This window comes from Falsirhodobacter algicola, from assembly GCF_018279165.1.
GTDB classification, from domain to species: Bacteria; Pseudomonadota; Alphaproteobacteria; order Rhodobacterales; family Rhodobacteraceae; genus Falsirhodobacter; species Falsirhodobacter algicola.
Window position 1 is genome coordinate 1,201,495 of the sequence record NZ_CP047289.1, and the last position, 14,813, is coordinate 1,216,307.

Here is a 14,813-nt window from a genome sequence, read left to right on the forward strand (position 1 = left end):
GCGTTACTTCGTGCCGAACATCCGATCCCCGGCATCGCCGAGGCCCGGCACGATATAGCCGTGATCGTCCAGCCGCTCATCCAGCGCCGCCGTGATGATCGGCACGTCCGGATGCGCGGCCTTCATCACCGCCACCCCTTCGGGCGAGGCCAGCAGGCACAGGAAGCGCAGGTTCTTCGCGCCCTTCGCCTTCAAGAGATCGATCGCCGCGACCGAGGAGTTGCCCGTCGCCAGCATCGGATCGACCGCGATGGTCAGCCGATCCTCCAGCGCCTCGGGGACTTTGGCGTAATACTGCACGGGTTGCAGCGTTTCGGGATCGCGGTAGAGGCCGATGAACCCCACGCGCGCCGCCGGGACCAGTTCCAGCAGACCATCGAGCAGGCCGTTGCCCGCCCGCAGGATCGACACCAGCGCCAGCTTCTTGCCGTCGAGGATTGGGGCGTCCATCTCCGTCACCGGCGTTTCGATCCGCACCGTGGTCATGTCCAGCCCGCGGGTGATCTCGTATCCCAGCAACAGGCTCACCTCGCGCAGAAGGCGGCGGAAGCTGCCGGTGGAGGTGTCCTTGCGGCGCATCAGGGTCAGCTTGTGCTGCACCAGCGGGTGCGTCACGACGGTCAGGTGGTCCAGCATGTCTTGTCTCCCAGTCAACGGCGCAGGGCTATCATCGCGGGCGGCCGTGGCAAAGGGCAATAGGCCGCCGGTCAGCCGATCTTCCCCGCCTTTGCGGCGTCGCGCAATTCGCGCAGGTCGTGGATGGCGCTGTCAAGGGCGCTGCGCTGCCGGGTCAACTCTTCCAGCTTGCGTTCGGCGATGGCCACGATGCGGTCGTTATGGGCCACGTCGTCCCCCTCGCTCTGCGAGAGGATGAGCCACTGGCGGATCTCCTCCAGCGTGAATCCGAAACGTTTGCCGCGCAGGATGACCTGCATCCGCGCCACCTCGCGCGGACCATAGAAACGAGTCCGCCCTTCCCGATGGGGTTGGAGCAGTTCGATATATTCATAGTAGCGCAGCGTCCGGGGCGTCACATCGAACCGGGCGCACATCTCCTTGAAGCTCAGCAATGGGTCCATGCCTCTCCTCCTGCGGGTCGAGATAGCGCGTCCGCCGGGCCGAGCAATCCGACTTGCGCCGCCCCGCCGATCGTCGCAGAACTGCGGCATGGACGATCTGGAACGCGCCCGGCACTTCATCGCCGTCATCCCCCATTGCGCCGCCCTCGGCATCACCGTCGAGGATGTGGGCATCGGCCGCGCCGTGCTGGCGCTGCCCTACGATCCGCGATTGGTGGGCGATCCGGCCACCGGGGTGATCGCGGGCGGGGCGGTGTCGGTGCTGATGGATTCGGCCTGCGGCGCGGCCGTCATGGCCCATCCCGAGGCGCGCGGCCTGACCGCTACGATCGACCTGCGCATCGATTACATGCGCGCGGCCACGCCGGGGCAGCGCATCGTCACCCATGCCGAATGCCATCACGTCACGCAGCATGTCGCCTTCGTGCGCGCCACCGCCCATGACGACGATGCCGCCCGCCCCGTGGCCACCGCCGCCGGCACCTTCACCATCATCCGCGAGGGCGCATGATCGAACCCGTGCAGATCGTGAAGGAACGCCGCGACCGCGCCTTGAACGCGCTGCTAGCCGAGGTGCCCTACGTCACCTTCCTCGGCATGCGCTTCGATCGGCGCGGGGATGAACTGACGGCCATCCTGCCCTTCCGCGAAACGCTGATCGGCGTGCCCGCCCCGCCCGCGATCCATGGCGGCGTCACCGCCGCCTTCTTCGAGATGGCGGCCCTGATCGAACTTGCATGGACCTCCACCTGGACCCGGATGGAGGCGGGCGAGGCCCTGCCCGCCCTTCCCCGGACCATCAACATGACGGTGGATTACCTGCGCCCCGGCCTGCCGCGCGACGCCTATGCCCGCGCGCGGGTGGTGCGCTTCGGGCGCCGCTATGCCAGCGTGCATGTCGAAGGCTGGCAGGACAATCGCGAGCGGCTGTTCGCGCAGGCCACCGGCCATTTCCTGATGCCCGACGGCGCGTGACCCCTTCCCTTTTGGCCCATTTCCCACTATAGGCGCAGGCTTCGACCCCGTGCACCCTTGGAGGACGGGGCGAGGAACCTATTTTTGGAGAATACCAATGGCAAACGAGATCCCGGATCTTCAGGCCACGGTGCGCGCGGGGACAGGCAAGGGGGCCGCCCGGCAAGCTCGTCGTGACGGCCTTGTGCCCGGCATCGTGTATGGCGACGGCAAAGAGCCGCAAGCCATCAACATGAACTTCAACTACCTGTTGAAACTGCTGAAACAGGGCCGCTTCCTGTCCACGCTGTTCAACCTGAAGGTCGAAGGCCAAGACGACGTGCGCGTGATCTGCCGCGCCGTTCAGCGCGACGTGGTCAAAGACCTGCCGACGCATGTGGACTTCATGCGCCTGCGTCGCAACAGCCGCATCAACCTGTTCATCCACGTCGATTTCGTGAACGCCGACCAAGCCCCGGGCATCAAGCGCGGCGGCACGCTGGTCATCGTTCGCAACGAAGTCGAACTGGAAGTCACCGCGTCGGACATCCCGGACCACATCACCGTGGATCTGGCCGGCAAGCAGATCGGCGATGTGATCCACATCAACGACATCGTGCTGCCGAACGGCGCGAAACCGACGATCGACCGCAACTTCGTGATCGCCAACATCTCCGCGCCGTCGGGGCTGGTGTCCGAAGAGAACGCGGCCGAGGACGAAGCTTCGGCCGAGTGATCGGCCCGCAAGGCTGACGAAAGGGCGCGGGACACCGCGCCCTTTTTTCATGCGCGGATCAGACCGACTGAACGGAGCTGAACACCTCCAGCTTCGGCGGACCGTGATAGAGATGCGCATGCCCCCCCGCCCCGCGATGCGCCGCGCGGAACGCCTCCGAGCGGGTCCAATCGCGGAACGACGCCTCATCCCGCCAGACGGTGTGCGAGGCATAGAGCGTCTCCTCCTCGGTCGAGGGGCCACGCAAGAGGTGGAAAGACACGAAGCCCGGAACCTCGGGCAGCTTCGTTTCGCGGGCGGCCCAGACGGCCTCGAACGCCTCCTCCTGCCCCGGAACGATGCGGAAACGGTTCATGGTCAGATACATGGTCACTCTCCTTTGCGCGAAGGGTGGGGATGGACGGCGCTGTTTGCAAGCGGCGGCATCGCTGCTACATCGGGGAAAACGGAGGCTGCGATGAAACTCTGGGTCGGTCTGGGAAATCCGGGCGCGAAATATGCCGGAAACCGGCACAATATCGGCTTCATGGCGGTGGATCGGATCGCCGCCGATCACGGCTTTTCCCCGTGGCGGCGCGCGTTTCAGGGCAGCGTGTCCGAAGGGCGCTTCGGCAGCGAAAAAATCGCCCTCCTGAAACCGGAGACGTTCATGAACGCCTCCGGCCAATCCGTAGGCGAGGCGATGCGCTTCTGGAAGTTGACCCCCGCCGATGTGGTGGTGCTGCATGACGAACTCGACCTCGCCCCCGGCAAGGTGCGGCTCAAGACGGGCGGCGGCCATGCGGGGCATAACGGCCTGCGCTCCATCCACGCCCATATCGGCGAGGCCTATGACCGCGTGCGGCTGGGCATCGGCCATCCCGGCCACAAGGACCGCGTCGCGGGCTATGTGCTGTCCGATTTCGCCAAGGCCGAGGGCGATTGGCTGGACGATGTGATGCGCGGGCTGTCGGATGGCGCGCCGTCGCTGGCGCAGGGCGACGGGCCGCGCTTTCTGAATGCGGTGGCAAACCGCGTGGCCCCGCCCCGCCCTTCCACCGGCACGGCGCCGCGGGCGGCAAAGACCGAACCTGCCGCGGATGCCCCGCCCGCCGACACCCGCAGCGCCCTTGAAAAGCTGATGGAGAAATTCCGATGATTGCACCGTCGCTGAACGTCTTAGGAGAGGAGCTTCAGTCCTGCTCCCTCGAACCGCTGACCGGCTATTTCCGCAACGGGTGCTGCGACACCGGGCCGGCGGATCAGGGCAGCCACACGGTCTGTGCCATGATGACGGCCGAATTCCTCGCGATGTCGAAATACCTTGGAAACGATCTGTCCACGCCGCGGCCCGAATACGGCTTCGCCGGGCTGAAACCCGGCGATCGGTGGTGCCTCTGCGCGTCGCGCTTCCTTCAGGCGCACGAAGAGGGCGCGGCCCCGCATATCCGCCTTGCCGCCACCCATCAGCGCGCGCTGGATGTCGTGCCGCTGGAGGTGCTGATGCTGCACGCCCTCGACCTGCCCGAAGGCTGACCGAGGGCGCGCGGCGATCAGATCTTCATGTCGAAGCCGAGATGCTTTGCGACGGTGAAGATGTCCTTGTCGCCGCGCCCACACATGTTCATGACGATGATATGGTCTTTGGGCAGGTCCGGCGCGATCTTCATGACATGGGCCAGCGCATGGCTCGGCTCCAGCGCCGGGATGATCCCTTCCAGCGCGCAGCAGAGCTGGAACGCCTCCAGCGCCTCGTTGTCGGTGATCGAGACGTACTGCGCCCGGCCCGTATCGTGCAGCCACGCATGCTCCGGCCCGATCCCCGGATAATCGAGACCGGCCGAGATGGAGAACCCTTCGAGGATTTGCCCATCCTCGTCCTGCAGCAGATAGGTGCGGTTGCCGTGCAGGACGCCCGGACGGCCGCCCGTCAGGCTGGCGCAGTGCTGCATCGTCTCATCCACGCCCTTGCCACCGGCCTCCACGCCGATGATGCGCACCGAGGGATCATCGAGGAACGGGTGGAACAGCCCCATCGCGTTGGAGCCGCCGCCGATCGCCGCCACGAGCGTATCGGGAAGACGGCCCTCGCCCTCCTGCTCGGCCAACTGGGTGCGGACTTCCTTGCCGATGATCGACTGGAAATCGCGCACCATCGCCGGATAGGGATGCGGCCCCGCCACCGTGCCGATGCAGTAGAACGTGTCGCGCACATGCGTCACCCAATCGCGCAGGGCGTCGTTCATCGCGTCCTTGAGCGTGCCGCGGCCCGAGGTGACGGGAACGACCTCTGCCCCCAGAAGGCGCATACGGAAGACGTTCGGGGCCTGACGTTCCACATCGTGCGCGCCCATATAGACGACGCATTTCAGGCCGAACTTCGCGCAGACGGTGGCCGTCGCCACGCCGTGCTGACCGGCGCCCGTTTCGGCGATGATGCGGGTCTTGCCCATGCGGCGGGCCAGAATGATCTGACCCAGCACGTTGTTGATCTTGTGCGCGCCGGTATGGTTCAACTCGTCGCGCTTGAGGTAGATCTTCGCGCCGCCCAGATGTTCGGTCAGACGGGCCGCATGATAGAGCGGCGACGGACGACCGACGTAATGCGTCCACAGATCGTGCATCTCGGCCCAGAATTCCGGGTCGGTCTTGGCATGATCGTAGCGCGCCTGCAGATCGAGGATCAGCGGCATGAGCGTCTCGGACACGAAGCGCCCGCCGAAGATGCCGAAGCGTCCCTGCTCGTCGGGGCTGTTCATGAAGCTGTTGATGCCGTCCTCGGCCATGGCGCGTCTCCTGTTGATGGGGCAGATCTACACGCGATGGCGGCCCAGATCAACGCAGGCGCGGCACCGCCGGCCCGGTCGCGGCCCGCACGAAGGCGGCGATGCGCGCGGGATCCTTCACGCCGCGCGACGCCTCCACCCCAGAGGAGACATCGACCTGACGTACATTCGTCCGCTGGATCGCCTCGGCGACGTTTTCGGGGGTCAGCCCCCCGGCCAGCATCCACGGCTTCAGCCAGCGGCGCTGCGCCACGAGACGCCAATCGAACGACAGCCCGTTCCCACCCGGAAGCTCGGCCTCGCGCGGGGGTTTGGCGTCGATCAGAAGCTGGTCGGCGGCAAGGCTCATCTCGATCAGACCGGCAAGATCGCCTTCGTCGGCAACGCCTATGGCCTTCATCACCGGGAGGCCATAACGCTCGCGCAGGGCGGCGACACGCTCCGGCGTCTCGTGGCCATGCAGCTGCAGCATGTCGAGGGGGACGGCCTCCACGATCGCATCGAGCGTGGCATCGTCGGCATCCACCACCAGCGCAACCTTCGCAAGGCCGGGGGGCGCGGCAAAGGCCACGATCCGTGCCTCATCTAGCGTCAGATGGCGCGGAGAGCGGGGAAAGAACACCAGCCCCGCATAATGCGCACCGGCCGCGACCACGGCCTGCACATCGGCCTCCGTACGAAGGCCGCAGATCTTGACGCGGATATCGGGCACTTAGACCGCCTTCTGGTCCAGCAGGGCCAGCACGTCGTCACGGGGTTGTTCCTTGCGGGTCGTGGCCAATTCTTCGCGCAGACGTTGCGCCTCGCGCTCGGTGCGCTGCGCATCAGCGCGGATGCGATGCTCGCGCACATATTCCCAGACGAACCCGATCAGCAGGCCAAGCGCCGCCGCACCGAGGATCACGAGGAACAGCGGAAGCTGGATCGAGCCGCCGAAGCCGAAGAAGCTGGATGCGGTGTCCGGCAGCAGCCGCAGCGTGACCAACTGACGGTTCGCGATGGCAACAGCCAGAAGCAGGATCGCCAGAAGGACGATGAAGACGATTCGGATCCAGCGCATCATGAGCGGCCATTCAACCTTTCGCGTAGCAGCTTGCCGGTCTTGAAGAAGGGGACGAACTTGTCCTCGACCTCGACGGCTTCGCCGGTTCTGGGATTGCGGCCTACCCGCGCGTCCCGTGCCTTGACGGAAAACGCGCCGAAACCACGCAGTTCGACACGATCTCCGCGCGAAAGCGCCTCGATGATCTCGTCAAAGACGGTGTGAACGATCCGCTCGACATGCCGCTGCGTCAGGTGCGGATTCTCATCCGCGATTTTCTGGATCAATTCCGACCGGATCATAGTCCCCCCGATGACAAGCACGGCGCCCTATCCCGCTGAATATAAGGTATCTTGTCCGCGTGACAAACGAGAAATGGCCCGGAATGAAAAAGGCCCCGCCGAAGCGGGGCCTTTCCGAAGGGTCAGCGGCGATCTTTGAGCGCCGCGCCAAGGATGTCGCCGAGGCTCGCACCCGAGTCGGAGGAACCGTACTGTTCGACGGCTTCCTTCTCTTCGGCGATCTCGCGCGCCTTGATCGACAGGCCCAGACGACGGGTCTTGCTGTCCACGTTCGTCACGCGGGCATCGACCTTGTCGCCAACCTGGAAACGCTCGGGGCGCTGGTCGGCACGATCACGGGCCAGATCCGAACGACGGATGAAGGCCTTCATGTTGTTGTACTCGACCTCGATCCCGCCATCCTCGATCGCGGTGACCGCGCAGGTGACGATGGAACCGCGCTTCACGCCGTCGACGGCATCGGTGAAGGTGTCTTCACCCAGTGCCTTGATGGAGAGCGAGATGCGCTCCTTCTCGACGTCCACTTCGGTGACGGCGGCCTGAACCGTGTCGCCTTTGCGGTAGTTCTGGATGGCGTCTTCGCCGCGCTGATCCCACGACAGGTCGGACAGGTGAACCATGCCGTCGATGTCGTTGTCCAGACCCACGAACAGGCCGAACTCGGTGATGTTCTTGACCTCGCCCTCGATCGTCGTACCGACCGGATGGGTTTCGGCGAACACTTCCCACGGGTTGCGCTGCGTCTGCTTCAGACCGAGCGACACGCGACGTTTCGCGCTGTCGATCTCCAGCACCATGACGTCCACTTCTTGCGAGGTGGAGACGATCTTGCCGGGGTGCACGTTCTTTTTCGTCCAGGACATTTCCGAGACGTGAACCAGACCTTCGACGCCGGCTTCCAGCTCCACGAATGCACCGTAATCGGTGATGTTCGTGACGCGGCCCTTGTGGACCGAACCCAGCGGGTACTGCTGTTCGACCGAATCCCACGGATCCGACTGCAGCTGCTTCATGCCGAGGCTGATGCGGTGCGTGTCCTTGTTGATCTTGATGACCTGGACCTTCACCGTTTCGCCGATCGACAGGATCTCCGACGGGTGGTTCACGCGGCGCCAAGCCATGTCCGTGACGTGCAGCAGGCCGTCGACGCCGCCGAGGTCCACGAACGCACCGTATTCGGTGATGTTCTTGACCACGCCGTCGACCGTTTGGCCTTCATGCAGGTTGGAGATGACTTCGGCACGCTGTTCGGCGCGCGATTCTTCGAGGATCGCACGACGCGACACCACGATATTCCCGCGGCGGCGGTCCATCTTCAGGATCTGGAACGGCTGCTTCAGACCCATCAGCGGGCCGGCATCGCGCACGGGGCGCACATCGACCTGCGAGCCGGGCAGGAACGCCACAGCGCCGCCGAGGTCGACCGTGAAGCCGCCCTTGACGCGGCCGAAGATCGCGCCTTCGACGCGGGCCTCGGAAGCATAGGCTTTTTCCAGACGGTCCCACGCTTCTTCGCGGCGGGCTTTCTCACGGCTGATGACAGCCTCGCCACGCGCGTTCTCGACGCGGTCCAGATAAACCTCGACTTCGTCGCCGACATTGATGTCAGCGGTTTCGCCGGGGTTTGCGAATTCTTTCAGATCAACGCGGCCTTCCATCTTGTAGCCGACGTCGATGATGGCTTGGCCTGCCTCGATGGCGATGACCTTGCCTTTGACAACCGAACCCTCGTCGGGGGTGTCAATCTCGAAGCTCTCCTGCAGGAGGGCTTCAAATTCTTCCATGGTAGCTTTAGCGCACATGCGGTTTAAGTATCCTTTACACGGTTTTACTGGCCATGCGGTTGGCTCCGCCGGTCTTTTCGAAACAAACGCGAAAGGGTCGCAGCCTAGGCCCGACCCTGTTCGATCCTGATGCGGATGGCGCTCGCGGCCGTCTCGACTGCGGCGGATATAGACATTTCTGTCGTATCGAGCAAGAGCGCATCGGGCGCAGCGACCATCGGGGCGGTCGCCCGCTCGGCATCGTGGCGGTCGCGCGCGATCACTTGGGCCAGCACGTCGGCGGCATCGCCCCCCGTCTCCAGCCAGCGGCGATGCGCCCGCACCTCGGGAGAGGCGGTGACGAAGAACTTCACCTCCGCCTCGGGGCAGATCACGGTGCCGATGTCGCGCCCGTCCAGCACCGCCCCGCCCTCCATCCGCGCGAACCGCCGCTGAAACGCCAGAAGCGCCGCGCGAACCTCGGGAATGGCGGCGACGCGGCTTGCGGCGGCACCGGCGGCGAGGCTGCGCAGATCGGGGCGCGCCAGATCCTCGGGGACCAGCCCCTCCGCCGCCGCCACCGGATCGCCGCCAAGCGCACCGACCGCCCGATAGAGCAGCCCCGTATCCAGATGCTGAAAGCCGAACTGCTGCGCCACGGCGCGCCCGATCGTGCCCTTCCCCGCCGCCGCCGGCCCGTCTATGGCAACCGTAAAGATCATTCGGCCGCCCGGATGTCCGCGCCGAGCGAGGTCATCAGCGCGCCGAAGATCGGGAACGATGTCAGGATCGCATCGCCGTCATCCACCGTCACCGGCTTCTGCGCCGCCATGCCCAGCACGAGGAAGCTCATGGCGATGCGGTGATCGAGATGCACCGCCACCGTCGCCCCGCCCGGCACCCGGCCGCCGGTGCCGTGAACGATCAGCGTGTCCTCATCCTCCTCGATCCGCACGCCGCAAGCCTCGAGGCCGCGGGCCATCGCTTCGATCCGGTCGGATTCCTTGACGCGCAGCTCCTTCACGCCGCGCATCACCGTCCGCCCTTCGGCATAGGCCGCGACCACCGCCAGCACGGGATATTCGTCGATCATGGAGGCCGCGCGTTCGGGCGGAACCTCGATGCCCGTCAGCGACGACGCCTTCACGCGCAGGTCCGCCACAGGCTCGCCCCCCTCCTCGCGCGGGTTCTCGAAGGTGATGTCGGCCCCCATCTCCACCAGCGTGATATAAAGGCCGTTGCGGGTCAGGTTCTGGCTGACGCCGGGCACGAAGACCTCCGAGCCTTCGACGATCAGTGCGGCGCAGGTCGGGAACGCGGCGGAACTTGGATCGCGCGGCACCGACACCTCTTGCGGGCGCAGTTCGGGCTGGCCCTTCAGGGTGATGACGTTGCCCTGCGCCGTCCGCTCCACCTGCAGATCCGCACCAAAGCCCACCAGCATCCGTTCGGAATGATCGCGCGTCGGCTCCGCCTCGATCACGACGGTTTCGCCGGGGGCGTTCAGACCCGCCAGCAGAACGGCCGATTTCACCTGCGCCGACGGTACCGGCACCGCATAGCGCACGGGCACCGGATCGGCCGCCCCGATGACGGTCATCGGCAGGCGCCCGCCCTTGCGGCCATGGGCCTGCATGCCGAACAAAGATAGCGGGTCCGTCACCCGGCCCATCGGACGCTTGCAGAGGCTGGCATCGCCGGTGAACGTCACCGTGATGGGCGATGTCGCCATGGCGCCCATGATCAGCCGCACGCCCGTGCCCGAATTGCCGCAATCGATCACCTGCGCCGGTTCGCGGAACCCGCCCACGCCGACACCATGCACCGACCACGAACCGGGAGCATGCTGCACCACCTCGGCCCCGAAGGCCTGCATGGCGCGGGCCGTGTCCAGCACGTCCTGCCCTTCCAGAAGCCCGTGGATCCGCGTCTCGCCCACGGCCATCGCACCAAGGATCAGCGAGCGGTGGCTGATCGACTTGTCACCCGGCACCTCGGCCGTACCACGAAGCGGGCCGGAGCGATGGGCGGTGATGGGCTTGGGCGTGCTGTGGCCGGACATGGGCGTCTCCTTCTCTGGATACGCCCATATCACGCGGGACTTAACGACGGAAGGTCACGTAATGCGGGGCGCGGCCCTCGCGCAGCGCCTTCTGCTCGTACCGGGTGGAGTGCCAGTCCTCCCACGCATCCGGCCCTTCGGACACCAGCGTGAAGCCAGCCTTCGGGCCTTCCTCCAGCGTCTGGCGGATATAGTCGGGGATGTCGGAGGCCACGCGGAACTCCGCCCCCGGCTTCATCACGCGATGAAGCGGCAGCAGGTGATCGGGCGTCACGAAGCGACGGCGGTGGTGCCGCGCCTTCGGCCACGGGTCGGGATAGTTGAGGAACGCCTTCGCCACCGACGCCTCGGGCAGCACGTCCATCAGATCGCGCGCATCGCCCGGATGGACGGCCACATTCGTGACCCCCGCCGCCCGGATCTTGCCCAAGAGCATCGCGACGCCGTTCACGAAGGGCTCGCACCCGATGATCCCCACATCGCGGTAGCGGGCGGCCATGGCCACCATATGCTCACCGCCGCCGAAACCGACCTCCAGCCAGATGTCCTTGCCGCCGAACAGGGCGGCCGGGTCCAGTGGGGTGCGGTCCGGGTTTTCGTCCCATGTGATGCCGCGCGGGCGCAGGCTGTCCAGATCTTCGGACAGATAGGCCTTCTGGCTCTGCCGCAGGGTCTTGCCGTGGATACGGCCGTAGAAGTTGCGGCGTTCGGGGTGAAGATCGCTCATGCGCTGTCCTCGGGTGGGTCGACCACGATGCGGCCTGCGGCGAGGTCCACCGTGGGCACCACAGCGCGGGTGAAGGGCAGAAGACGGCTTTCGCCCGTGCCCTGCACCTCGAGGATATCGTCGGCGCCGTAATTGTGCACGGCACTGACACGCCCCAAAAGCGCGCCGCCGGTGTCGCGCACCTCGAGCCCGATCAGATCGCTGTGATAGAATTCGTCATCGCCCAAAGCGGGCAGACGGTCGCGGCCGACATAAAGCCGCGTGCCCTTCAGGGCATCCGCCTCTTCCTTGGTGGACACGCCCGACAGGCGTGCCCCCAGACCGTTCGCGACCGGGCGGGTCAGCGTCACGACGAAGCTGCGCCCCCCTTCGGTCGTCAGGGGGCCGTAATCGGCAATGGCCGCAGGCTCGGCGCAGAAGCTTTTCAGCCGCACCTCACCGCGCACGCCGAAAGACCCGGCGATCGCGCCCACGCAGATATCGGCCCCCGACACGGATTACTCGGCGTCGGCCGGCGCGGCGTTGCGCGCGGCTTTCTTGGCGGCCAGTTCGGTCGCTTTCTTGCCCGGCACGGCGGCTTTGGGGTTGTTGCGCTCGGTCTTGGCCTTCAGGCCAGCGGATTCGAGGAAACGGGCCACGCGGTCGGTCGGCTGCGCGCCTTTGGCCAGCCAGTGCTGAACGCGCTCGGCGTCCATCACCACGCGGCGCTCGTCGTCTTTGGCCAGCAGCGGGTTGTAGGTGCCAAGCTTCTCGAGGAAGCGGCCGTCGCGCGGCATGCGCGAGTCGGAGGCGACGATGGCGTAGTGCGGGCGTTTCTTGGAACCACCACGGGCGAGACGGATCTTCATGGCCATTTGGGATACTCCTTGGATATGGCAGACCGCGATGCGGTCATTTCTGGTGTTGTTCGTGATGCCTGATGACTTCGGCGATGATGAAGTTCAGGAATTTCTTGGCGAATTCGGGGTCGAGATCGGCCTCGCGGCTCAGCCATTCCAGCCGTTCGATCTGCCGCGCCTCGCGCGAGGGATCGGCCGGCGGCAGGCTGTATTCCGCCTTCAGCCGCCCCACGGCCTGCGTCTGGTTGAAACGCTCGGCCAAGGTGTAAACGAGGATCGCATCCAGCCGGTCGATGGCGGCCCGATGTTCCTTCAGAAGCTGTTCTGCGCGGATCGCGGTGTCGGTCATGCAAGGCTCCTCGGATTGGGATGGCGCCAGACATCCACCGCAACGCCCAAATCGGGCATCACCGCCGCCGGATCGATGCGCGCGCCCAGCCGCTGCGCCAACGCGGCCGAACGGGTGTTGTCGCAGGCGACATAGCTGACGGCCGTCGTCCATTCCAGATCGGTGAAGACGTGATCCAGAACGCGGATCGCCGCCTCCGCTGCGATCCCCCGCCCTTCGGCCGCCGCATCCCAGAGGGACCAAGCGATCTCCGGCTCGGGGCGGCCTGCGGGGAAATGCGGGCCGATGGCCCCCAGCACCGTGCCATCCACGCGGTCCGTCACGATGAACACGCCCCAGCCGCGCAGGATGCGGTGGCCAAGAAGGCGGGCGAAACGCACCCATGCCTCATCCGGTCCGACCGGCCCGGACACCCCTGCGGATCGCGGGCTGCCCATGAAGGCCGCATAGACGGAGTAATCCGTCGCCTGCGGCGGGCGCAGGATCAGGCGTTCCGTCTCCAGAACCGGATGATCGGCAAAGACGGTCATTTCTTGCGCATCATTCCCGACAGGCCCGCAGGCAGCGTCATGCCGCGCGGCAGGCCGGGCATTCCGCCCATGCCGCCCTTCATCGCCTTGGCGGCGGCTTCGAGTTCGGCCGGGTCCATATTGGCCAGATCGGGGGTCTTGCCGCCCATCATGCCCTTCAGCGCCTGCTTCATGGCGCCGCCCTTGCCCATCTTCTTCATCATGTCCGCCATCTGGCGATGCTGCTTCAGAAGCTTGTTCAGTTCGGACACCTCAAGCCCCGCACCGGCGGCGATGCGCTTCTTGCGGCTGGCCTGAAGAAGGTCGGGATTGGCCCGCTCCTTCTTGGTCATGGAGTTGATGAGCGCGATCTGTCGGCGCAGCATACGGTCGTCCATGCCGGCCTCGGCGGCGGCCTTCTGCATCTTGCCCATGCCCGGAAGCATGCCCATGACGCCCTGCATCCCGCCCATCTTGAGCATCTGATCCAGCTGCGTCTTCAGGTCGTTCATGTTGAACAGACCCTTGGCGAAGCGTTTGGCCATACGCTCGGCCTGCTCGGCCTCGAACGTCTCGCGCGCCTTCTCGACCAGCGCGACGATGTCGCCCATGCCGAGGATGCGGCCCGCCACACGCTCGGGATCGAACTCCTCCAGCGCGTCCACCTTCTCGCCGAGGCCGACGAAACGGATCGGCTTGCCCGTGACATGGCGCATCGACAGGGCGGCACCGCCGCGCCCGTCGCCGTCCATCCGCGTCAGCACCACGCCCGAAATGCCCACCTGCCCGTCGAACTGCGCAGCGACGTTCACCGCGTCCTGCCCCGTCAGACCATCGACCACCAGCAGCGTTTCGCGCGGCTGGGCGATGTCGCGGACGGCCTGCACTTCGGACATCAGCACTTCGTCGATATGCAGACGCCCGGCGGTGTCCAGCATCAGGATGTCGTACCCGCCCATCGAGGCTTGGGTCTTGGCCCGCTGCGCGATCTGCACCGCCGTCTGACCCGCCACGATCGGCAGGCTGTCCACCCCGACCTGCGCGGCCAGAATCGCCAGCTGCTCCATCGCGGCCGGACGGTTGGTGTCGAGCGAGGCAAGGAGGATGCGCTTGCCCTGACGGTCCTTCAGACGCTTGGCCAGCTTGGCCGTCGTCGTCGTCTTACCCGAGCCTTGCAGACCGACCATCAGGATCGCGGCGGGCGGGTTGTCGATCTTCAGCGCGTCCGCCGGGCCTTCGCCCTGCAGCACGGCGATCAGCTCGTCATGGACGATCTTCACCACTTGCTGGCCGGGCGTCACCGATTTGGTGACATGCTGGCCGGTAGCCTTCGCCTGCACACGCTTGGTGAATTCGCGCGCGACGGGAAGCGACACGTCCGCCTCCAGCAGCGCGGTGCGCACTTCGCGCAGGGCGGTGGCCACATCGGCGTCGGTCAGCGCGCCCTGACGGGTCAGGCGATCAAAGACGCCGCCAAGCCGTTCAGACAGATTCTCGAACATGGCATCCCTTTCCAATTGCCTGACCCCGACATAGCGGGGAACGTCCCAAACACCAACGGCACCCACGGGCGCGACGCGCTGGTGGGTGGCGATCCCCTGATCGGCAGGGGACCGGAGCCGCATGAACTCCGGGAAATCGGGCCGCGTATACCCCGGCACGGGGCGCGGAGTCAAGCGCGGCGTT

Annotated in this window: 21 protein-coding genes; 5 read left to right on the forward strand and 16 right to left on the reverse strand. The window is 66.0% G+C overall.

Annotation, left to right across the window (positions count from 1 at the left end):
* Positions 1-3: 3 nt before the first annotated feature.
* Both upp and GR316_RS06025 read right to left on the reverse strand, forming a co-directional pair.
* Positions 4-636, reverse strand: a complete 633-nt coding sequence (gene upp, locus GR316_RS06020) for a uracil phosphoribosyltransferase (protein ID WP_211783069.1) — start codon at positions 634-636, stop codon at positions 4-6.
* A 71-nt stretch (positions 637-707) separates the two neighbouring features.
* On the reverse strand, positions 708-1,079 hold the full coding sequence (locus GR316_RS06025) for a MerR family transcriptional regulator (RefSeq protein WP_211783070.1): 372 nt from the start codon (positions 1,077-1,079) through the stop codon (positions 708-710).
* 88 nt (positions 1,080-1,167) lie between these two features.
* Between GR316_RS06025 and GR316_RS06030 the strand changes: the two genes are divergently transcribed.
* The 3 genes from GR316_RS06030 to GR316_RS06040 all read left to right on the forward strand — a co-directional run bounded on the left by GR316_RS06030 (position 1,168) and on the right by GR316_RS06040 (position 2,769).
* Positions 1,168-1,590: a PaaI family thioesterase gene (locus GR316_RS06030; protein ID WP_211783071.1), complete on the forward strand. Its 423-nt coding sequence runs from the start codon at positions 1,168-1,170 to the stop codon at positions 1,588-1,590.
* Positions 1,587-2,054: a PaaI family thioesterase gene (locus GR316_RS06035; protein ID WP_211783072.1), complete on the forward strand. Its 468-nt coding sequence runs from the start codon at positions 1,587-1,589 to the stop codon at positions 2,052-2,054. Before GR316_RS06030 ends, GR316_RS06035 begins: the two co-directional genes overlap by 4 nt.
* Before the next feature lie 97 nt (positions 2,055-2,151).
* Complete coding sequence (locus GR316_RS06040; protein WP_211783073.1) at positions 2,152-2,769, forward strand: 50S ribosomal protein L25/general stress protein Ctc; 618 nt, start codon at positions 2,152-2,154, stop codon at positions 2,767-2,769.
* Between the two features lie 58 nt (positions 2,770-2,827).
* On the opposite strand, the gene GR316_RS06045 is transcribed toward GR316_RS06040, so the two are convergent.
* Entirely contained in the window at positions 2,828-3,136 is a 309-nt protein-coding gene (locus GR316_RS06045) for an antibiotic biosynthesis monooxygenase family protein (RefSeq protein WP_211783074.1), read from the reverse strand.
* Positions 3,137-3,226: 90 nt separating this feature from the next.
* Here GR316_RS06045 and pth point away from each other — a divergent pair, with 90 nt between their 5' ends.
* The gene (gene pth / locus GR316_RS06050) at positions 3,227-3,907 is read left to right on the forward strand and encodes an aminoacyl-tRNA hydrolase (protein WP_211783075.1); all 681 of its coding nucleotides are present in this window, start codon (positions 3,227-3,229) and stop codon (positions 3,905-3,907) included.
* Positions 3,904-4,284, forward strand: a complete 381-nt coding sequence (locus GR316_RS06055; protein WP_211783076.1) for a DUF2237 family protein — start codon at positions 3,904-3,906, stop codon at positions 4,282-4,284. Before pth ends, GR316_RS06055 begins: the two co-directional genes overlap by 4 nt.
* Positions 4,285-4,301: 17 nt before the next feature.
* On the opposite strand, the gene trpB is transcribed toward GR316_RS06055, so the two are convergent.
* The 13 genes from trpB to ffh form a co-directional block, all read right to left on the reverse strand.
* Positions 4,302-5,534: a tryptophan synthase subunit beta gene (gene trpB / locus GR316_RS06060; RefSeq protein ID WP_211783077.1), complete on the reverse strand. Its 1,233-nt coding sequence runs from the start codon at positions 5,532-5,534 to the stop codon at positions 4,302-4,304.
* Between the two features lie 49 nt (positions 5,535-5,583).
* Entirely contained in the window at positions 5,584-6,246 is a 663-nt protein-coding gene (locus GR316_RS06065; RefSeq protein ID WP_211783078.1) for a phosphoribosylanthranilate isomerase, read from the reverse strand.
* Positions 6,247-6,597, reverse strand: a complete 351-nt coding sequence (locus GR316_RS06070) for a lipopolysaccharide assembly protein LapA domain-containing protein (RefSeq protein ID WP_249218716.1) — start codon at positions 6,595-6,597, stop codon at positions 6,247-6,249.
* Positions 6,594-6,878 (reverse strand): integration host factor subunit beta, encoded by a 285-nt coding sequence (gene ihfB / locus GR316_RS06075; protein ID WP_211783079.1) that lies wholly within the window; start codon positions 6,876-6,878, stop codon positions 6,594-6,596. The genes GR316_RS06070 and ihfB overlap by 4 nt, the downstream gene beginning before the upstream one ends.
* A gap of 122 nt (positions 6,879-7,000) precedes the next feature.
* Entirely contained in the window at positions 7,001-8,680 is a 1,680-nt protein-coding gene (gene rpsA, locus GR316_RS06080) for a 30S ribosomal protein S1 (RefSeq protein ID WP_211783080.1), read from the reverse strand.
* 86 nt (positions 8,681-8,766) lie between these two features.
* On the reverse strand, positions 8,767-9,363 hold the full coding sequence (locus tag GR316_RS06085) for a (d)CMP kinase (protein ID WP_211783081.1): 597 nt from the start codon (positions 9,361-9,363) through the stop codon (positions 8,767-8,769).
* Positions 9,360-10,703 (reverse strand): 3-phosphoshikimate 1-carboxyvinyltransferase, encoded by a 1,344-nt coding sequence (gene aroA, locus GR316_RS06090; RefSeq protein ID WP_211783082.1) that lies wholly within the window; start codon positions 10,701-10,703, stop codon positions 9,360-9,362. The genes GR316_RS06085 and aroA overlap by 4 nt, the downstream gene beginning before the upstream one ends.
* Before the next feature lie 40 nt (positions 10,704-10,743).
* Positions 10,744-11,430: a tRNA (guanine(46)-N(7))-methyltransferase TrmB gene (trmB, locus tag GR316_RS06095; protein ID WP_211783083.1), complete on the reverse strand. Its 687-nt coding sequence runs from the start codon at positions 11,428-11,430 to the stop codon at positions 10,744-10,746.
* A complete protein-coding gene (rimM, locus tag GR316_RS06100) occupies positions 11,427-11,924 on the reverse strand; it encodes a ribosome maturation factor RimM (RefSeq protein ID WP_211783084.1) in 498 nt (165 codons plus the stop codon). The genes trmB and rimM overlap by 4 nt, the downstream gene beginning before the upstream one ends.
* Before the next feature lie 3 nt (positions 11,925-11,927).
* Positions 11,928-12,284 carry a 30S ribosomal protein S16 gene (rpsP, locus tag GR316_RS06105; RefSeq protein ID WP_211783085.1) on the reverse strand — a complete coding sequence of 119 codons (357 nt, stop codon included), beginning with the start codon at positions 12,282-12,284 and terminating at the stop codon, positions 11,928-11,930.
* Between the two features lie 37 nt (positions 12,285-12,321).
* Positions 12,322-12,618, reverse strand: coding sequence for a chorismate mutase (locus GR316_RS06110; RefSeq protein ID WP_211783086.1), 297 nt, complete (start codon positions 12,616-12,618; stop codon positions 12,322-12,324).
* Positions 12,615-13,148 (reverse strand): GNAT family N-acetyltransferase, encoded by a 534-nt coding sequence (locus GR316_RS06115; protein ID WP_211783087.1) that lies wholly within the window; start codon positions 13,146-13,148, stop codon positions 12,615-12,617. The genes GR316_RS06110 and GR316_RS06115 overlap by 4 nt, the downstream gene beginning before the upstream one ends.
* Positions 13,145-14,629: a signal recognition particle protein gene (ffh, locus tag GR316_RS06120; RefSeq protein ID WP_211783088.1), complete on the reverse strand. Its 1,485-nt coding sequence runs from the start codon at positions 14,627-14,629 to the stop codon at positions 13,145-13,147. The genes GR316_RS06115 and ffh overlap by 4 nt, the downstream gene beginning before the upstream one ends.
* Between the last annotated feature and the right edge of the window lie 184 nt (positions 14,630-14,813).